17 protein-coding genes are annotated in these 17,871 nt (G+C 69.0%); 8 read left to right on the top strand and 9 right to left on the bottom strand.

All coding sequences use genetic code 11. The features are described from left to right. Positions 1 to 21 precede the first annotated feature (21 nt). From AC3ZJJ_RS14230 to benA, 6 genes are all read right to left on the bottom strand, one after another. Positions 22 to 1,710: a long-chain-fatty-acid--CoA ligase gene (locus tag AC3ZJJ_RS14230; protein ID WP_489892471.1), complete on the bottom strand. Its 1,689-nt coding sequence runs from the start codon at positions 1,708 to 1,710 to the stop codon at positions 22 to 24. A 95-nt stretch (positions 1,711 to 1,805) separates the two neighbouring features. Next, positions 1,806 to 3,185 (bottom strand): MFS transporter, encoded by a 1,380-nt coding sequence (locus AC3ZJJ_RS14235; RefSeq protein WP_489892472.1) that lies wholly within the window; start codon positions 3,183 to 3,185, stop codon positions 1,806 to 1,808. Between the two features lie 66 nt (positions 3,186 to 3,251). Next, complete coding sequence (locus AC3ZJJ_RS14240) at positions 3,252 to 4,067, bottom strand: 1,6-dihydroxycyclohexa-2,4-diene-1-carboxylate dehydrogenase (protein ID WP_489892473.1); 816 nt, start codon at positions 4,065 to 4,067, stop codon at positions 3,252 to 3,254. Continuing rightward, the gene (benC, locus tag AC3ZJJ_RS14245) at positions 4,067 to 5,089 is read right to left on the bottom strand and encodes a benzoate 1,2-dioxygenase electron transfer component BenC (RefSeq protein ID WP_489892474.1); all 1,023 of its coding nucleotides are present in this window, start codon (positions 5,087 to 5,089) and stop codon (positions 4,067 to 4,069) included. Before benC ends, AC3ZJJ_RS14240 begins: the two co-directional genes overlap by 1 nt. Positions 5,090 to 5,112: 23 nt before the next feature. Continuing rightward, positions 5,113 to 5,640, bottom strand: a complete 528-nt coding sequence (benB, locus tag AC3ZJJ_RS14250; RefSeq protein ID WP_489892475.1) for a benzoate 1,2-dioxygenase small subunit — start codon at positions 5,638 to 5,640, stop codon at positions 5,113 to 5,115. A gap of 11 nt (positions 5,641 to 5,651) precedes the next feature. Then, a complete protein-coding gene (gene benA / locus AC3ZJJ_RS14255; protein ID WP_489892476.1) occupies positions 5,652 to 7,016 on the bottom strand; it encodes a benzoate 1,2-dioxygenase large subunit in 1,365 nt (454 codons plus the stop codon). A 277-nt stretch (positions 7,017 to 7,293) separates the two neighbouring features. Here benA and AC3ZJJ_RS14260 point away from each other — a divergent pair, with 277 nt between their 5' ends. Both AC3ZJJ_RS14260 and AC3ZJJ_RS14265 read left to right on the top strand, forming a co-directional pair. After that, positions 7,294 to 8,520, top strand: a complete 1,227-nt coding sequence (locus tag AC3ZJJ_RS14260; RefSeq protein WP_489892477.1) for a benzoate/H(+) symporter BenE family transporter — start codon at positions 7,294 to 7,296, stop codon at positions 8,518 to 8,520. Between the two features lie 28 nt (positions 8,521 to 8,548). Continuing rightward, a complete protein-coding gene (locus AC3ZJJ_RS14265) occupies positions 8,549 to 9,268 on the top strand; it encodes a DsbA family oxidoreductase (protein ID WP_489892478.1) in 720 nt (239 codons plus the stop codon). Here AC3ZJJ_RS14265 and AC3ZJJ_RS14270 read toward each other — a convergent pair whose 3' ends face one another. Then, a complete protein-coding gene (locus AC3ZJJ_RS14270; RefSeq protein ID WP_489892479.1) occupies positions 9,269 to 9,934 on the bottom strand; it encodes a LytR C-terminal domain-containing protein in 666 nt (221 codons plus the stop codon). A gap of 2 nt (positions 9,935 to 9,936) precedes the next feature. Beyond that, on the bottom strand, positions 9,937 to 10,236 hold the full coding sequence (locus AC3ZJJ_RS14275) for a type II toxin-antitoxin system VapB family antitoxin (protein WP_489892480.1): 300 nt from the start codon (positions 10,234 to 10,236) through the stop codon (positions 9,937 to 9,939). Between the two features lie 183 nt (positions 10,237 to 10,419). Between AC3ZJJ_RS14275 and AC3ZJJ_RS14280 the strand changes: the two genes are divergently transcribed. From AC3ZJJ_RS14280 to AC3ZJJ_RS14300, 5 genes are all read left to right on the top strand, one after another. Then, positions 10,420 to 11,445, top strand: a complete 1,026-nt coding sequence (locus AC3ZJJ_RS14280) for an isopenicillin N synthase family dioxygenase (protein WP_489892481.1) — start codon at positions 10,420 to 10,422, stop codon at positions 11,443 to 11,445. Between the two features lie 58 nt (positions 11,446 to 11,503). Further along, positions 11,504 to 12,637 carry an alcohol dehydrogenase catalytic domain-containing protein gene (locus AC3ZJJ_RS14285; protein ID WP_489892482.1) on the top strand — a complete coding sequence of 378 codons (1,134 nt, stop codon included), beginning with the start codon at positions 11,504 to 11,506 and terminating at the stop codon, positions 12,635 to 12,637. A 66-nt stretch (positions 12,638 to 12,703) separates the two neighbouring features. Then, the gene (locus tag AC3ZJJ_RS14290; RefSeq protein ID WP_489892483.1) at positions 12,704 to 13,123 is read left to right on the top strand and encodes a DUF1801 domain-containing protein; all 420 of its coding nucleotides are present in this window, start codon (positions 12,704 to 12,706) and stop codon (positions 13,121 to 13,123) included. Positions 13,124 to 13,669: 546 nt separating this feature from the next. Next, a complete protein-coding gene (locus AC3ZJJ_RS14295) occupies positions 13,670 to 14,923 on the top strand; it encodes a heparan-alpha-glucosaminide N-acetyltransferase domain-containing protein (RefSeq protein WP_489892484.1) in 1,254 nt (417 codons plus the stop codon). A gap of 72 nt (positions 14,924 to 14,995) precedes the next feature. Next, positions 14,996 to 15,514, top strand: a complete 519-nt coding sequence (locus tag AC3ZJJ_RS14300; protein ID WP_489892485.1) for a hypothetical protein — start codon at positions 14,996 to 14,998, stop codon at positions 15,512 to 15,514. Between the two features lie 49 nt (positions 15,515 to 15,563). Here the strand turns inward: AC3ZJJ_RS14300 and AC3ZJJ_RS14305 are convergent, their stop codons facing one another. Then, entirely contained in the window at positions 15,564 to 16,544 is a 981-nt protein-coding gene (locus AC3ZJJ_RS14305; RefSeq protein WP_489892486.1) for an aldo/keto reductase, read from the bottom strand. A gap of 201 nt (positions 16,545 to 16,745) precedes the next feature. On the opposite strand from AC3ZJJ_RS14305, the gene AC3ZJJ_RS14310 reads away from it, so the two are divergent. Further along, complete coding sequence (locus AC3ZJJ_RS14310; RefSeq protein WP_489892487.1) at positions 16,746 to 17,651, top strand: helix-turn-helix transcriptional regulator; 906 nt, start codon at positions 16,746 to 16,748, stop codon at positions 17,649 to 17,651. The last annotated feature ends 220 nt before the right edge of the window (positions 17,652 to 17,871 follow it).

A 17,871-nucleotide genomic window follows, 5' to 3' on the forward strand; every position in this document is an offset into this window, starting at 1 on the left:
TCCTGTCCTGGCCAGCGTGGCTTAGAGCAGCGGAAGCACCCGTTCGCGCACTTGCTTCCGGAGGATCTTGCCGAGCATGGATCGCGGCATCTCCTCGATGGCCACGACCCGCCGGGGAACCTTGTAGGCGGCGAGGTGCTCGCGGCAGTGGCCCCGCAGGGCCTCCTCGTCCAGCTCGGTGCCCGGCTCCAGCTCGACGGCGGCGACCACCATCTCCCCGCCCCGGTCCAGGGGCTTGCCGATCACGGCGGCGTCGCGGACATCCGGGTGGAGCCTCAGCACCGTCTCGACGTCCGTCGGCGACACGTTGAAGCCGCCGGTGATGATGAGTTCCTTGGCGCGGTCGACGATGGTCGTAAAGCCGTCGCCGTCTACGGTCACCACGTCGCCGGTCCGAAGCCAGCCGCCAGGCAGCAGCGCCTTGGCCGTCTCCTCTGGGTTGTTCCAGTAGCCCTGGAAGACCTGCGGACCCTTGAGCAGCAGCTCCCCCGGTTCGCCGGGTGGCACCTCCTTCGACGGGTCGTCCAGATCGACGACCTTCATCAGCGTCGAGGGGAACGGAACGCCGATGGTTCCGGTGCGGCGCGTCAGGTGGAACGGGTTCCCCATGGCCACCGGCGACGATTCGGTCATGCCGTATCCCTCCACCAGCAGGCCGCCGGACACGGACTCCCACAGCTCCACCACGTGTCTGGGCAGGTTCATGGCGCCGGAGATGCAATACCGGCACGACCGCAGCGAGACGCCGCGTTCCTTCGCCGCGATCGCGGTGCGTTCGTAGATGGGCGGCACCGCGCAGTAGACGGTTGCCGGCGACTTCTTCATGGCAGCCAGCACCAGGTCCGCGTCGAACTTGGGGAACAGCACCAGGAGGGCCTGCTTCCGGACGCCGTAGGTCAGATACAGCGTCATGCCGAAGGCGTGGAACATCGGCAGGATCGCGTAAAACACCTCCTTGCGGTACTCCGCCCCGTGCATCCACGCCTCGCCCTGGAGCGCGTTGGCGTAGAGGTTGAAGTGGGTGAGCATGGCGCCCTTGGGCCGCCCCGTGGTGCCGGAGGTGTACTGGATGGCTGCAAGGGCGCCGACGGCGGGCCGCGGGTGGCGCGGATCGAGCCGGCCGCGGCCCAGGAGGGCCTTCCACGGGATCGTGTCCGGGGCCGGGCCGGTGAGCGCGGCCCGGGAAGCGCGCAGGGACTTGACCGGCAGGTTCAGCGCGAGGCGCTTGGCGGGAGGGAAGGCCCGCAACAGGTTGACGCTGACGACATGGTCGATTTCGACGTCGGCGGGGAAATCGCGGACGGCCGCCGCGGCCTTGTCCCACACGATCACCACGCGGGCCTGGTGGTCCTCGAACTGGTGGCGGAGTTCCCTCGAGGTGTACAGCGGGTTGTGCTCCACCACGATCGCGCCCAGGCGAAGGATGGCGTAGAACGCGACGACGTGCTGCGGACAGTTGGGCAGGATCAGGGCCACCCGGTCCCCGGCGCGGACGCCCAGCCTGCGCAGCCCCTCGGCGGCGCGCTCCACCTGTTCGCCGAGTTCCGCGTAGCTGGTGCGGCGGCCGAAGAACTCCAGTGCGGGGCTGCTGCCCGCCTCCGCGACCGAACGCTCGAACATCGCAACCAGCGATTCCGTCGGCAGATCGATCTCGGCCGGGACGCCCGGCTGGTAGTTCTTCACCCAGGGCTTCTCTTGCGTCTGTGACATGGTCTTATCTTGCCATTCGGGGCGGAGCGAACAGGGCGGAGGGCGCCCCATTGAGCCCTCCGCCCCGCGCCCGCACCGCCTAGGGTGCGGTCTGGTCAGCCCACGCGGGCCGGGCTGTGGGGGGCCGCGGATTCCGGCGCGGCCGGTGGCACCGGGGGGTCGGTCTCCTGCTCGCCCCGCCTCGGGACAAACATCGTCACGGCGGCGCCGGCGGCCGCGACGCCCGCGAAGACGAGGAACGCCACCTGGTTTTGGACACCCGCGGCGAGCAGGAATCCACCGACCAGCGGGCCGAAGATCCCGCCGAGGCGGCCGAAGCCCGCACACCACGCCACGCCCGCGCCGCGGGCATGGCTTTGGTAGTAGTTGGAGACGAAACCGTAAATCAGCACCTGGGTGCCGATGGTCCCGACCCCGGCCACAGCCATGAGCGCCAGCAGGATGCCGAGCGGTAGCTGCATGGTCAGGAGGACCATGGCCAGTGCGGCCAGCAGGAACGTCGCCGAAACGATCTTTTTTGGTCCGAAGCGGTCGGCGGACACGGAGGCGAGGACGCCCCCGATGATCGCCCCCGCGTTGAGCACCAGGAGGAACGTCAGCGAGTAGTTCTTGCCGTAGCCGTAGAGGCCCATGATCTGCGGAAGCCAGGTGTTCAGGCCGTAGGTGAGCAGCAGGCCGGAGAAGCTCATGAGCCCCAGCAGGAGCGTGGGCAGCGCGTAGCGTCTGGTGGCGAGCGCCGCGAACCCGACACGCTCCGCCCCCGCCATGGTCGTGGTTCCCTCGACGGCCGCGGCGGGCACGGCCAGCGGCACGCCGGTGAGCCTCGAGACGGCGAGGGCTGCGTCCAGGCGGCCGCGGGAGGCCAACCACTGGGGCGATTCGGGAAGCTTGAGCAGCGCCATGGGCAGGAGGAACAGGATCGGGAGCGCCCCGATCCAGAACAGCCCCCTCCAGCCGATGGACTCACTCAGCGCAATCGCGACCAGCGACGCGAGCACGCCGCCAGCGGGCACACCCGAATAGACGATGGCGTTGTAGAAGTTGCGCTTGCCGGCGGGAGCGAACTCGGCGACGACGGCGCCCGCCGTCGCGACGAGCGCCCCGACTCCGATTCCCGTCAGGAAGCGCAGGACGCCGAACGCGGGAATGTTGGGGGCCATGGCCGTGGCGGCCATGCCCAGCGAGAACCAGACGATGCCGGTGATCATCACCCGGCGGCGTCCAACATGGTCGCCGATGGCGCCGGTGGCCAGCGCTCCGACCATCACGCCCATCAGCGCGTAGCTGCCCAGGGCGCCCGCCTGCGCGGGGTCCAGCCGGCCCAACTGGGTGGGGTCGGCGAGCAGTCCGCTGACGATCGTGCCGTAGACGACCAGGTCGTAGCCATCGAAGACCAACGCGATGGCCGCGATGGCCACCACCCAGCGGACGGTTTTTTTCTGCCTTAGGGACACTGCAAGTTCTGACGTGTTCACGGTGCGACTCCATTGTCATGGGCCCGCCGGGCGCGGCGGGGCGGGGTGTGAAACGGGACGGTGGTGCTAGCCGAGGTCTCCGCCGGCCACCGGCAGCGTGTTGCCGGTGATGTAGGACGCCTCGTCCGAGGCGAGGAACGCGATCGGCGCCGCCTGCTCGTCGAGGGTCCCGTAGCGCTTCAGGAGCGACGAGTCGACGGTCTGCTCCACGATCTGCCGGTACCAGGCGGCCTCTTGCTCGCCCTCGGGCGAGGGGCCGCGGCGGACCTTCCGCTCCGGGGCCTCCGTGCCTCCCGGCGCGGTGGCGACAACGCGGATTCCGTGCGGTGCCGCCTCCAGCGCGAGCGACGCGGTGATGGCGCGGACGCCGCCCTTGGCCGCCGCGTAGGGAACGCGGTTGACGCCTCGTGTGGCCACGGAGGCGACGTTGACGATCACGCCGGCGCCCCTCCCGACCATGTGCGGCAACACGGCTCGGCAGGACCAGAGGGTCGGGAAGAGGGACCGGTTGATTTCCTTGCCGATCTCCTCCGGGCTGTAGTGTTCGAACGGCTTGGCCCAGATGGTCCCGCCCACGTTGTTCACCAGCACGTCGATCCGACCGTGTTCGGACAGCGCGGCCGAGATCGCCGATTCGGCGCCGTCGTACGTTTCAAGGTCGGCCGTGACGCCGGTGGCCGACGCGCCGCCGGCGCGCAGTTCGCCCGCCACCTCGTGGACCAGGTCGGCCCGGTCGACGAGCACCACGGCGCCGCCCTCGGCCGAGATGCGACGGGCGACGGCGAGCCCGATGCCCTGGGCCGATCCGGTGACCACCACGACCTTGCCGTCGAAGCGACCCGCGTGGACCGAGGCGGCCGCACGCCCGGTGGCGGACTCCATCAGGCCGCTCCCACGGGCACGGCCAGCGCGAACTTCTCGAAGTAGAAGTTCGCCGGCGCGATCCCCTCGCTCTCCAGGTGCCGGCGGACGCCTTCCACCATGGGGGGCGGCCCGCAGAGGTAGACGTCGACGTCGCCGTCGTTCAGGTGCCGTGGCAGAAAATGGTTCGTGACGTACCCCTTCTTCTCCGCGCCGCTCTCCGGGTCGGCGACAACAACGTCGAAGCTCAGGGCGTCGATCTTCTCCGCGTAGTCCTCCAGCACGTCGACCTCGACGAGGTCGGTGTCGGTCGTCACGCCATAGATCAGGTGCACGGGGTGGGCCGGCGCCTCCGTGGTCATCTTCTCCAGCATGGAGAGCAGGGGCGCCAGCCCGGTGCCGCCGGCGAGCAGCAGGGCGGGGCGCTTGAGCTCGCGCAGGAAGAAGCTGCCCATGGGCCCGGTAAGCGTGAGCTTGTCGCCCTCCCGTGCGGTGTCCCGCAGGTAGGAGGACATCAGGCCCTGGTCCGTGATTCGGATCAGGAAGGAGAGCGTCTCCGCCGTCGGGCCCGAGCTGAACGAGTACGAGCGGGCCTGGTCCGTCCCGGGCACACCGACGTTGACATACTGACCGGGCAGGAAGGCCAGCGCTTCCCGGTCCCGGACCGTGACGTCGAAGCCGTAGGTGGTGGGCGAGAGCCGGCGTATCCGCGTCAGCGTGGCGTCGAACTCCCCGGCCGCGGTCTTGGCGACCTCGGACGTCGTGGGGATCTGCAGCACGAGGTCCGACTCCGGAACCATCTGGCAGGGAAGGCAGAATCCCTTGTCCGCCTCGTCGTCCGTCAGCGCCTCCTCGATGTAGTCGCCGCCGTCGTACCGGCCGGACTCGCAGAAGGACTTGCAGGTGCCGCACGCGCCGTCGCGGCAGTCCAGGGGAATGTTGATGCGGGCCTTGTAGGACGCGTCGGCGACGGTCTCGTTGGGTCCGCACTTGATGAAGCGGGTGATCCCGTCTTCGAAGCTCAGGGCAACCTGGTAGGTCATGTGAATCGCTCTTTCCGCGGGGATCAGATGTGGTAGATGTCGACGACGTGGTGGATGTAGTCGTTCTTGAGGACGACCTTCTTGCTGGTGATCACCGGCTGCGTCCCCGAGAAGTCCACCGTGTAGAAGGACGTCCCGAAGTACGTGTCGATGTTCTGGTAGCGGTAGTAGAGCGTGAACCAGTTGAAGCGCAGCTCCACTTGCCCGCCCTCCTGGGACAGGATTTCGACGTTGGTGATGTTATGGCCCGTGCGCGGCTCGGGCAGGCTGGTGGCGCTGGAGCGGTCCGTCTTGATGCGGAACACGCGGTCCTCCAGGCCGCCGCGGTTGGAGTAGTAGATCAGCGAGATCTCGCGCTGCGGGTCCTCGGTCAGCTGGTCGTCGTCGGCCCAGGCCGGCATCCAGAACGTGGCCTCGGGGTGGTAGCAGTCGATCCACTCGTCGAACTGGCGGTCGTCGAGGAAGCGGGCCTCGCGGTAGAGGAACTGCTCGACGTCGTTCCGCGTGACTGTTCCGGCGGCTGTGGTCAGGGTGGTGTCGGTGATGGTCATTCGTCCGCTCCCTAGCGCTCGGTGTTCTCGGTGTTCTCGGCGGCGACGGCGTCGCGCATGGTGTCCCGCCAGTAGCCGTGCTGGATCGGGTAGAGGCCCTCGTCCTCGGTGCGGGCGCCGCTGGAGATCGGCCTGAGCCCGATCTTGTCGGCGTTCTCGTCCGGGCCGACGATCTGGTGAGCCTGTCCGCGGCTGAGGTCGTTCCATTGCGCGGCGGTCGCCATGTACGTCTTCTGGCAGGAGCGGAACTCCTCCAGGTCGTCCGGGGTAGCCATGCCGGAGGCGTTGAAGAAGTCCTCGTACTGCCGGATGCGGTTTGCGCGGGCCGCGTCCGACTCGCCCTTGGGGGCGATGCAATAGATCGTGACCTCGGTCTGGTCCACCGAGATGGGCCGGAACTGGCGGATCTGCGAGCCGAACTGGTCCATGAGGTAGACGTTCGGGTAGAGGCAGAGGTTGCGCGAGATGTTGATCATCCAGTCGGCCTTCGCCTCGCCGTAGCGGGCCACCAGGTCGTCGCGCTGGTCGAAGAGCGGCCGGTTCGCGGGGTCCAGCCACTCGGTCCACAGCAGCAGGTGCCCGTGCTCGAACGAGTAGTAGCCGCCCTTCTGCTTGTCCCAGCCCCCCGCGTCCATGGTCTTGGTGTCGTTGCTGGACTCCCCCGCGGTGCGGCGGGCCTGGGTCGCGGCATAGTTCCAGTGGGTGGCGGAGACGTGGTATCCGTCGGCTCCGTTCTCCGCCTGCAGCTTCCAGTTGCCGTCGTAGGTGTAGGTCGAGGAGCCGCGGAGCACCTCGAGGCCCTCCGGCGACTGGTCCACGATCATGTCGATGATCTTGGTCGCCTCGCCCAGGTGCTCCTCGAGCGGCTTGACGTCGGCGTTCAGGGAACCGAAGAGGAAGCCGCGGTAGCTTTCGAAGCGTGCCACGCGGGTCAGGTCGTGGGAGCCGTCCTTGTTGAACTGTTCCGGGTAGCCGGCGCCGCGGGAGTCCTTGACCTTGAGCAGCTTGCCCGAGTTGTTGAAGGTCCAGCCGTGGAACGGGCAGGTGAAGGTGGTGCGGTTGTCCGTCTTGCGCCGGCACAGCATCGCTCCCCGGTGGCTGCAGGCGTTGATGAGCGCGTTGAGGACGCCCTCCTTGTTGCGGGAGATCACGATCGGCTGGCGCCCGATGTGGGTGGTCAGGTAGTCGCCGACGTTGGGGATCTGCGATTCGTGGGCCAGGTAGATCCAGTTGCCCTCGAAGATGTGCCTCATCTCCAGTTCGAAGATCTCCTCGTCGGTGAAGATGTTCCGGTTGGCGCGGAAGACACCGTTCTCCTCGTCCTCGATCAGGGCCTGGTCCAGGCGCGCGCCGATTTCATCGAGCATCTCGGTCATGGCTTCTCCTTCTGTTGGCGTCATTGCCTGGGGCGGCTGCGGCCGGTCCGTCGGGCCGCAGGAAAATGCGTGACCCCAACCATCACACCGCTGTGCGCGTCGTCACACTGGACATTTACCTAGGCTTGACCAAGGGTGTAAATCCAGAGTTTTTGCCTATCGATTCAGCATGTTTTTGGTATTTGTCGCCCGCGTCCGGTCCCCGTACGGTGGGCAGGGTTTGGGCGTGCCCCGCGTCACGCGGCGGAGCGGACGACCCCCGGAGAAGGAGGCCCACGTGAAGCCGCAGGCAGAGCCCACGGTCCCGGCGAGCCAACGGGGATTCTTGGCCGACGCCTCGCTGTCCGCTGTTGTGGCCGGGTTCGTCGCCGTGGCGGTCTCCTACGCCGGCCCGCTCCTGGTGGTCCTCGGGGCGGCGGACCGCGCGGGACTCTCCCCCGGGCAGACCAGCTCGTGGGTGTGGGCGATTTCCGTGGGAAGCGGGATCGTCTGCGTCGGGCTGAGCCTCTTCACGCGCCAGCCGGTGGTGGTGGCCTGGTCCGTCCCCGGGGCGGCGCTTCTCCTGGCCGCCTTGGGCGGCTACTCGTACCCGGATGCCATCGGCGCCTACATCGTGGCGGGCTTCCTAGGGCTGGCACTGGGGGCCACCGGCCTGTTCGGCCGCATCCTCGCCGCGGTGCCGCGGCCGATCGTCGCCGCAGTCCTCGCCGGCGTCCTGCTGCCCTTTGTGCTCAACGTGGCGGGCTCCGTGGTGGCGTCTCCGCTCGTCGCGGGCGGGCTGGTCCTCGCCTACCTGACCGGCCGGCGTCTTGTCCCGCGCTACGCCGTCCTAATCGCGTTGGCCGCGGGCCTGGGACTCGCCGCCGCCACGGGGCAGGCGTCCGCCCCCGCGGTGGAACTGGCGCTCTCCGGACCGTTGTGGACCACGCCCACGTTCTCGCCGATGGCCATCATGGGCATCTCCGTGCCGCTGCTGATCGTAACGATGGCCGGCCAAAACGCCCCCGGGCTGGCCATGATGGCCACCAGCGGCTACCGGCCGAACGACAGGCTCCTGCTGGGCGGGGCCGCCGCCGCCTCGATCGCTTTTGCGCCGTTCGGTGCGCACTCGATCAACATGGCGGCGATCACCGCCGGCATTTGCGCCGGCCGCGAGGCCCACGAAGACCTCCGGCGCCGCTACGTGGCCGGCGTCGCCTGCGGACTCTTCTTCATCCTCTGCGGCAGCTTCAGCGCGGCGATCGTCTCCCTGCTGGCCGCCGTTCCGGACGAGTTGGTCACGGCCATGGCCGGTGTGGCCCTGGCGGGGGCGCTGCAGGGCGCACTGTCCGACGCGCTGCGCCCGGACAGTCGGCAACCGGCCGCACTCGAGGCGGCCCTGGTGACGCTGGTGGTGACCGCCTCCGGAATAGCGCCCTGGGGCATCGTCGCCCCGTTCTGGGGCTTCCTCGCCGGCGCCGCCGCCTACGTGCTGCTCCGCGCCACGGGGCGCCACGGGGAATAGGCCGCGCCGCTGCGTGGTTGAAGCTTCCATGACTCAGCCCCGCCTCGCCGTAGACATCTGGTCCGACATCGCCTGCCCCTGGTGCTTCATCGGCAAGCGCCGTTTCGAGGCCGCCCTTGAGATGCTTCCCTTCAAGGAGCAGGTGGACGTTGTCTGGCACAGCTACCAGTTGGACCCGTCCCTGCCCGCGAAGTACGACGGCACGGAGGCGGAGTACCTGGCGTCCATCAAGGGGCTGGCCCCGGCGCAGGTCGAGCAGATGTTGGAGCACGTCACCACGCAGGCCGCGGGCGAGGGCCTGGCCTACGACTTCGGCAACCTGCGGGTGGCCAACTCGTTCACCGCCCACCGCCTGCTGCACCTGGCCAAGGAGCATGGGCGCGCCGCCGAGGTGAAGGAGGGGCTGCTCTCGGCGCATTTCGAGAAGGGCTTGGACACGGGCGACCGCGAAACCCTGCGCGCCATCGGGACGGGCGCAGGACTGCCGGACGCCGACGTCGCACGCGTGCTGGACGGCGAAGACTACCGGGAGTCCGTCGAGGCGGACTTCGCCCAGGCCCGCTCGCTGGGCATCACCGGCGTGCCGTTCTTTGTGCTGGACATGAAGTACGGCATCTCCGGCGCCCAGCCCGCGGAAATCTTCGCCGAGGCGCTGACCACCGCCTGGCGGGAGAACAACCCGCTCACGATGGTCGCGGCCGCGGGCGGTGCCGATGGCGAGGCGTGCGGCCCGGAGGGATGCAACTAGCTAGGACTTCTTTTCCTCCGCCGTAGCGCGCGGGCAGCGGAGCCGGCCGTCCTTGGTGACGACGTCGGCGGCGTCGATGAGCTTGTCGAAGTCCTGGCCCACCACCAGATCCACCGAGTCGACGGTCCTCTTGGGGTCCTTCACGTACTCGGTGCCCTTGATGTTGCGCTGCACGGTCAGGGCCTGCGCGCGGCCCGCCGTGCCGGACACAACCGCGGCCACGACGTCCGGGTCGTTGAGCACCTTGTTACCGACCTCGCCGATCCTGAAGCCGCGCTTCTCGAGGCGGTTCGCCGCGGCGCCGGCCAGGCCGTTGATCTGCGTGGCGTTGTAGACGTTGACGGTCACGGTCTTCGGGTCCATGTACGAAAGGACGTCCACGGGGCATGCGGGCTCCGGCGCGGCCGCCACCGTGGGTTCGCCCTGCGGCTCCCACCCGGGAACCACGATCTGGCGCGTGGCGACCATGTAGGCCCCGACGACGGCGGTCACGACCAGCGCCAGCAGCAACACCAGGACGACGCCGTGGCGCAGCCGCTTCGAGTAGTGGTGCGGATCGTCGACGTGTTCGGGATCGTGGTCGTCGAAGTCGCGGACCAGGTCGTCCTCGGTCACAATGCGGTGGCCGTGCCACTCGCGCGGGTTGGGCCGCCCTTCGGACTCCACGCCTAGTCTTCCAACACCAGGACGCGCGCGTGCATGACCGAACGGTGGTGCAGGGCCGTCCGCACGGCCCGGTGCAGGCCGTCCTCCAGGTACTTCGTGCCCCGCCACAGGACGACGTGCGGGAAGAGGTCGCCGAAGAAGGTCGAGTCCTCTGCCAGCAGGGCGCCGAGGTCCAGGTTGGACTTGACCGTAACAAGTTCGTCCAACCGCACTTGGCGCGGCGAGACGCCCGCCCAATCCTTCGGCGAGACGTGTCCGTGGTCCGGGTACGGGCGGGAATCGCCGACGGCTTTGAATATCACCAATCCAGCTTAGGGAAAGACGGCCCAACTGAGAACGACCTTCCGCGTTTCGGCCGTGTGGCGTTCCCTGGACGGAAACGCCGCCGAGGCATAAGTCAAGGGTTGCGACATGTGCCGACACATGACGGAACGGCGCGTCATGATCGCTTTCGGGAGCACGTAACACGGGCCTAACGTTGTGTCATGAACACAGTCCGCACCTCCGTTCCCGTATTGGATATGTCCACCGCGCGCACCGCCGACGGACGCTTTGATCCCGACTTCATCGAGGCGTTGCGCGACGCAACCCACAACGTCGGCTTCTTCCAGATCACCGGATACGGCGAGCGGGCCGGCCAGGCTCAGGAGCTGCTGGATACGATCGCCCGCTTCTTCCGCCTCCCGCTCGAGGAGCGCCTGAAACTGGACAACCGCGGCTCGGCCCAGTTCCGCGGCTACACGCGGCTCGGCAAGGAAATCACCCGCGGCCGCGCCGACTCGCGCGAACAGATCGACTTTGGACCGGAGCGCGCGCCGCTCGCCGAGGTCCCGGCCGACCGCCCGTACCTCAACCTGCAGGGTCCCAACCAGTGGCCGGAATCCTTCCCGGACCTCGAGTCGGTGGCCATGGAATGGGCCGCCCTGATGAGCTCGATCGGCGCCGAACTCCTGTCCGCGATCTCCGTCTCCCTGGGCCTGCCCGAGGACTACTTCGCCGAACCGTTCGAGTCCGCCCCTGCGTGGATGGGCAAGCTGGTGCACTACGTCGGCGGCAACCAGGTGCCGGAGGCCGGCAACCAGGGCGTTGGCGCCCACGCAGACTACGGGTTTGTGACGCTGCTGCTCCAGGACCTGGTGGGAGGTCTCGAGGTCAAGCCCTACGGGCAGGACGAATGGATCACCGTTCAGCCGATCGAGGGTGCCCTGGTGGTGAATCTCGGCGAGATGCTGGAGGTCGCCACGAACGGCTACCTGATGGCCACCATCCACCGCGTGACGGCGCCACCGGCCGGCGTGGACCGCTATTCGGTTCCGTTCTTCTGGTCGCCGCGGCTCGACTCGGTCATCGACACGATTCCGCTGCCGCCGCACCTGGCCGCCGACGCGCGTGGCGCCTCGGACGACCCGCACAACCCGATGCTTGCCTCCTACGGGGCCAACGTCCTCAAGGGATGGCTCCGCGCCCACCCCGAGACCGCGAGGATCCACTACCCGCAACTGGTCAAATAGGCCCTCTTTCCCAACCCGGGCCGCGAGGGCAGAAGGCTCCCATGGCTAGTGTGGTCCCATGACTTCACCCAGCAGCATCCGCGGTGCCGTGCTTGAGTCCATCGGAGCAGCGCGGCCCTTCGCCGCAACGCGTCCGCTGAAGATCCAGGAGCTACGGCTGGACCCGCCCGGACCCGGCGAACTTCTGGTGCGGATCGAGGCGGCAGGGGTCTGCCACTCGGACCTGTCCGTCCTGGACGGCAACCGGGTCCGCCCCGTTCCCATGCTCCTGGGCCACGAGGCCGCCGGCGTTGTCGAGGCCCTTGGCGAGGGAGTCGACGACGTGTCCGTGGGCGAGCGGGTGGTCATGGTGTTCCTTCCGCGCTGTGGCGCATGCGCGCAGTGCGCCACCGGCGGGCGGCTTCCGTGCTCCGCCGGCAGCGCCGCCAACAACGCGGGCGAGCTCCTGCGCGGCGGCCGGCGGATCTCCCGCGAGTCCGGAGGGGGCGGCACGGAGCCGGTCCACCACCACCTCGGCGTGTCCGCCTTCGCCACCCACGCCGTCGTCGACCGCCGCTCGGCCGTCCCCGTCGGCGACGACATTCCGCCCGATATCGCGGCCGTCCTGGGCTGCGCCGTGCTCACCGGCGGCGGCGCCGTCGTGAACTCGGGGCGGCCCGGCCCGCACGACGACGTCGCGATCGTTGGCCTCGGCGGCGTCGGCATGGCGGCCCTGATGGTCGCCCGCGCAGTGACAGATGGCCGCGTCATCGGGATCGACCGGCAGCAGGACAAGCTGGAACTGGCCCGCGAGCTGGGGGCCGACGCCACCCACTCACCCGAGGAGGCGGAGGCGGCCGGGGTCCTGGCCGCGGTGGTCGTGGAGGCTGCCGGCCACCCGCTTGCGTTCGAGACCGCCGTCCGAATCACCGCCCCGGGCGGCACCACGGTCACCGTCGGGCTGCCCGCCCCGGACGCAGTCTCGCGGATCAGCCCCTTGGGCCTCACCGCGGAGGCCCGCACGATCGTGGGCTCCTACCTCGGCTCGGCCGTGCCCGACCGCGACATCCCCCGCTTCGCGGACCTGTGGCGCGCGGGCCGCCTCCCGCTGCAGCGCCTCGTCAGCGGGCGCATCCGGCTGGAGGACCTCAACGAGGCCATGGACGAACTGGCCGACGGGCGCGCGGTGCGGCAGATCATCGAGTTCCCGTAGCCCGGAGCCGATCGAGTGCGCTGCCGAAGTAGGCTGGGTTATCCAGCCGGACCGCGAGGAGACCCCATGGCAGCGAAGCCGCCCGCAATGTCACCGTCGGACCTGCCCGTTGCCGACGTGCTCGACCGGACCGCGGGCCCTCGGCGCGCAGAGGCCGACGAACTGCTCGCGCTCCTCGGCGAGGTCAGCGGGGAGCAGCCGGTCGTGTGGGCGGGCCGCATCATCGGCTTCGGCGAGTACGAGTATCGCTACGAGACCGGGCACGGGGGACGCGCTCCCCTCCTCGCCTTCGCGCCGGGACCCGCACACCACACGATCTACCTCGCAAACGACTTCTCGCAGCGCTGGCCCGAGCTCTTGGCCCGACTGGGAAAGCACCGCGCGAGCAAGGCCTGCCTCTACCTCACACGTTTGACGGGGGTGGATCGCGGCGCGCTGCGCGAACTCCTGGAACGCTCGCTCCCGAAAACGCCGCCGGGGCGCTGAGTGCGAACCGGCACCGACCGGCCACTCAGCCGCTGTGGCCGCCGATCCGTCCGAAGTCGATGTTTCCCAAGTCGATGAACGCGCCGAGAAGCATCAGCAAGAGACTCAGGGCCGCCACACCGATGGCCAAGCTGTCGACGGTTCGCCAGCCGTCTCCTTCACCGGGCGATCCGCCACCCCCTGCCCGCACTCGGCGGCGCGCGCGCCACATTGCGATCGAGACGCAGAGGACAAATGCGGCGCCAAACCAAACCCAGCCGGGCAGTGCCGCCGCCTGCCCTAGCATGCCCGTTCCACCGCTCCGTTGCCGCGCCGTGTGCATTCATACATGGTGTGCCTCCCCCAGATAAGAAATGTCCGTCAGTCATACCGGCGGATGCGTTAGGCCCGCGTTACGCGGGACATTCGGAGGGGCTTCCGGGGGCCAGTTGGGGGCCCGGGCGCCGCCGCGCCCACGGGTAACGCCGCCGTAACAGGGGTATGCGTTGGCTTGATGCGTTGCGGTCCCCATAGGCGCGGCATCAACCACTGTCCAAGGAGTCGAAAGTGTCAATTGACCACGTTCCCCGGCGCGGGCCGGGCGAGGAACGAGTACCGGAAGCGAGCGCTGGCCAGACACCGCCGCGGACGGGTCGACTCGTGGGCGTCGACGTCGCCCGGGGTGTGGCGCTGATAGGCATCATCATCGTGAACATCGTGCCCGTGGAGACGGAGAGCGACGAGCCCGTTCTGGTGGTGGCGCTGCTCGCCGGCCGGGCGGCGGCGCTGTTCGCATTGATCGCGGGGATCTCGATAGCTTTGCAATCCGGTGGGCGACGGGCGCCGACGGGTCGCGCGATGACCGCGGGCCGGGCAGCGCTGGCGCTGCGGGCCCTGCTCGTCATCGCGATCGGCCTCCTGCTTGGCGCAACGGGCACCGAGATCGCGGTCATCCTGCCCTACTACGGCGTCCTCTTTCTACTGGCCGTTCCGTTGATCGGTCTGGGGCGGCGAACCCTGGTCTGCCTGTCCGCCACCTTCGCGCTGCTCGGGCCCGTCGCCATGCAACTGGTCCGGGCCGTGTGGACCGACAGGCCGGAGGTCGACGGCGAATACACGTTTGGCCTCGTCGCAGCACAGCCGGGCGCCTTCCTGACGGACATGCTGCTGACCGGCTTCTATCCGGCGTTGCCGTGGCTGGCGTACATCTGCGCGGGGATCGCGATCGGACGCTCCGACCTTTCGTCCCGCAGAACGGCCACTTTCCTGCTCGGCGCCGGAGCCGCGCTGGCCGCCTCCATGTGGCTGCTGTCCCAACTGCTGTTGGGGCCCGGTGGCGGATTGGACCAGATCGTGGCGGCGACCCCGGGGCTCGACCGCGAAGACATCGACGCGATCCTGACCTTCGGCAAGGACGCCGAAACCGATGCCGACTCGTTCCCCGCCACGACCGGCTGGTGGCTGGCCATCTTGGCGCCCTACACCTCGACGCCGGTCACGATCCTGAGCACGCTCGGCGTCGCGATGGCGGCGCTCGGCGCCGTGCTGCTGATCGTCCCGCGCCTGGGCCGGTCCGTCGAGCCCCTTGCCGCGATGGGTTCGATGACGCTGACCCTCTACTCGGCCCACCTGATCATCCTCGCCACCGGAATCCTGGATCCCAGGCGGCCGATCATGGAGGTAGCCATCCAGTGCATACTCTTCCTGCTCGCCGCGGTTCTCTGGCGGGCCACCGTCGGCAAGGGACCGCTCGAGCGCATTCTCGCCGACGCCACCGGCTGGCTCCGCGGGCGGGTCCTGGACGCTGGGCGCCGCGGTTAGCGTTCCGCCCGCTCACGTGCCCCTCGCCGACGAAGAACGGCGCGACGGCCGGCATTCGGCGATACTGGTGGCATGGGCGCACGGAATGTTCTGGCCCTGGTCGAAAGACGGGTGCCCAGGGTCTCGCTGGAACGCCGGTGGCTGTTCTTCAGCCGCCAGGTCGGTGGCGTGCGCACGCACTACGACTTCGCCATCGACGGCAAGCCCCTCCAGCTGTGGATCCAGGAATGGGAAGCCGATTCGCCCGAACGGGTGACACGGCTGACCGAGTCCGACCCGGAATCTGCCCTCGAGCAGATCAACTGCCTGCTCAGCCGTTCCCCGCACCGAAAGGGGACCCGTGTTTGGCTACTGTTCTGCCCGGAATGCCTGGACGAAGACTGCGGCGGCATTACCGCGGTTCTGACCCGGCGGGACGGGCAGGTCATGTGGTCCGCGTTCGGATGGGACGCCGACCGCGAGACCGAGAACGAGGAAACCCTGCCGTTCAGGGAGGCCGGGACCTTTAGCTTCGACGCCGCCCAATACGAGCGGGTCCTGGATGCGGCCCGTTCATATTTCAAGGCGTTCCGGGACAGGGATGGCGTCTGAGCCGCGCGGTAGGCGGGTGTTCGGGCCGGCCCCGTCCTGTCCCCCCGGGTCAGCGGTCGATGGAGGCCATGTTGACCTCGTCGTGGCGGTCCCCGGCGGCGGGCCGCAGTGCGTCCAGCCTCCCCAGTTGGTCGGCGGTGAGTTCGATTCCGTCGGCCGCCGTATTCTCCTCGACCCGGGAGACCCGGCGGGTGCCGGGGATCGGGGCGATGTCGGTCCCCCGGGTGAGCAGCCACGCAAGCGCGGTCTGGGCGGGGGTGGCGCCGATCTCGGCGCCGATCGCCGTCACCTCGTCCACGATCGCGAGGTTCCGGCGGAAGTTCTCGCCAGTGAAGCGGGGGTTGGTCTTGCGCCAATCGTCGTCGGCGAAGTCCGCAACGGAGCGGATCTGCCCGGTGAGCAGGCCGTGGCCGAGCGGGGAGTACGGGACGAACCCGATGCCGAGTTCGCGCAGCAGCGGGAGGATCTCGACCTCCACGTCGCGGGTCCACAGCGAGTACTCGGTCTGCAGTGCGGCGACCGGCTGGACGGCGTGTGCCCGGCGGATGGTCTCCGGGGAGGCCTCCGAGAGCCCGAAGTGCAGCACCTTGCCCTCGGCGATCAGATCCGCGACGGCGCCGGCGGTTTCCTCGATCGGGGTGTTGGGGTCGACGCGGTGCTGATAGTACAGGTCGATGTGGTCGGTGCCGAGGCGCTTCAGGGACCCCTCGACGGCGGCCCTCACGTTCGCCGCGCCGCTGTCGACGACGCCGGGACCGCCCCCGGAATGGGACACGAGGCCGAACTTCGTGGCGATCCTGACCTGGTTGCGGCGTCCCTTGACCGCCTGTCCGACGATCTCCTCGCTGAGGAAGGGCCCGTAGATCTCCGCTGTGTCGATGTGGGTGACCCCGAGGTCCAGCGCCCGGTGGATTGTGCGGGTCGATTCGGCGTGGTCCAGGGCGCCCTCGCTGGTGTAGGTGCCGGCCATGGTCATGGCGCCGAGTCCGATGCGGGAGACCTCGAGGCCTCCGAGTCGTGCGTTCTTCATGTTGTGTCGTCTTTCCCTGTGTCGTTGTGGTTCATGGGTGTGGCCCACGGTTTGGCGGTTCAGTCGGTGTCCGGTTCCTCCGTCCCGACCGTCTTCCGCATGGAACCAGTCAACGGGCCATGGCACGCGCCAGGGAGTCCCGCTCCATACGGTTAATGACAGGGCCTCCCTGTCGACCGGACCGCGACATAGGTTGGTGCCATGGACATACGGAACGACCTCCGTGAGTTCCTGACCTCAAGACGGGCCAGGCTCACCCCCGACAAGGTCGGCCTCCCCGACTTTGGCGGCCGCCGACGCGTCCCCGGCCTGCGCCGCGAAGAGGTGGCGCTGGTGGCCGGCATGAGCGTCGAGTACTACGTGCGCCTGGAGCGCGGCAATGCCGCCGGCGTCTCCGAAGCCGTCTTGGAGGGCATCAGCCGGGCTCTCCAGCTCTCCGACGCCGAACGCTCGCACCTCTACGCCTTGGTCCGCGCCGCGAACCAAGGCGCCCACCCGCAGCGCCGTCGCGGACGGACCCGGACGCAACAGGTCGCCCCCGCCGTCCAGCAGCTGCTCGACGCCATGGACAACGTGCCCGCGTTCGTGCAGAACGGGCGCCTGGACATCGTGGCGACCAACCGGCTCGGCCAGGCCGTGTTCTCCGAAATGTACGTCCAGCCCCAACGGCCTGCGAACTTCGGCCGCTTCGTTTTCCTCGACGACCGCGCCGGGACCTTCTACCGCGACTGGGACGGGGCCGCCGTCCAAACCGTCGCGCTGCTGAGGACAGAGGCGGGCCGCGCACCCCACGACCGCGTCCTCACCGACCTCGTCGGCGAACTCTCCACCCGCAGCAACGAATTCCGGACCCTCTGGGCCTCCCACGACGTGCGGGAACACCGAACCGGGATCAAGTCCATCACCCACCCCGTTGTGGGCGACCTCGACCTCAACTACGAGGCCATGGAGCTGACTTCCGCCCCGGGGCTTCTCCTGATCGCCTACTCCGCCGCACCTGCCTCGCCCTCCCACGACGCGCTCAGGCTCCTCAGCAGCTGGGCGGCCACCAACGACCATCCGGCCGAAGCAACGCGCGCCGACGGGAACTCCACCGGCCACGGCTGAGCGGGAGCGTCGTCCTCCGATGGCCCGTCGGCGCGTGGTCAGGTACAAGCTGCCAAGCAGGAGGATCTGGGCCGGACCCAGGGTCAGCACCGTGGTCATGGTCTCGCTGCCGCCGGTGGAGGAACGCTTGACGACCAGCGGGCCGCCTCCCGAGGGCGGCACTCCGGCCCCGAGGGTGACGACGTTGTTGGCGGCGTGCAGGGCGATCGGCGCCTCCAGG

This window comes from Arthrobacter sp. AOP29-A2-19 (assembly GCF_058138025.1).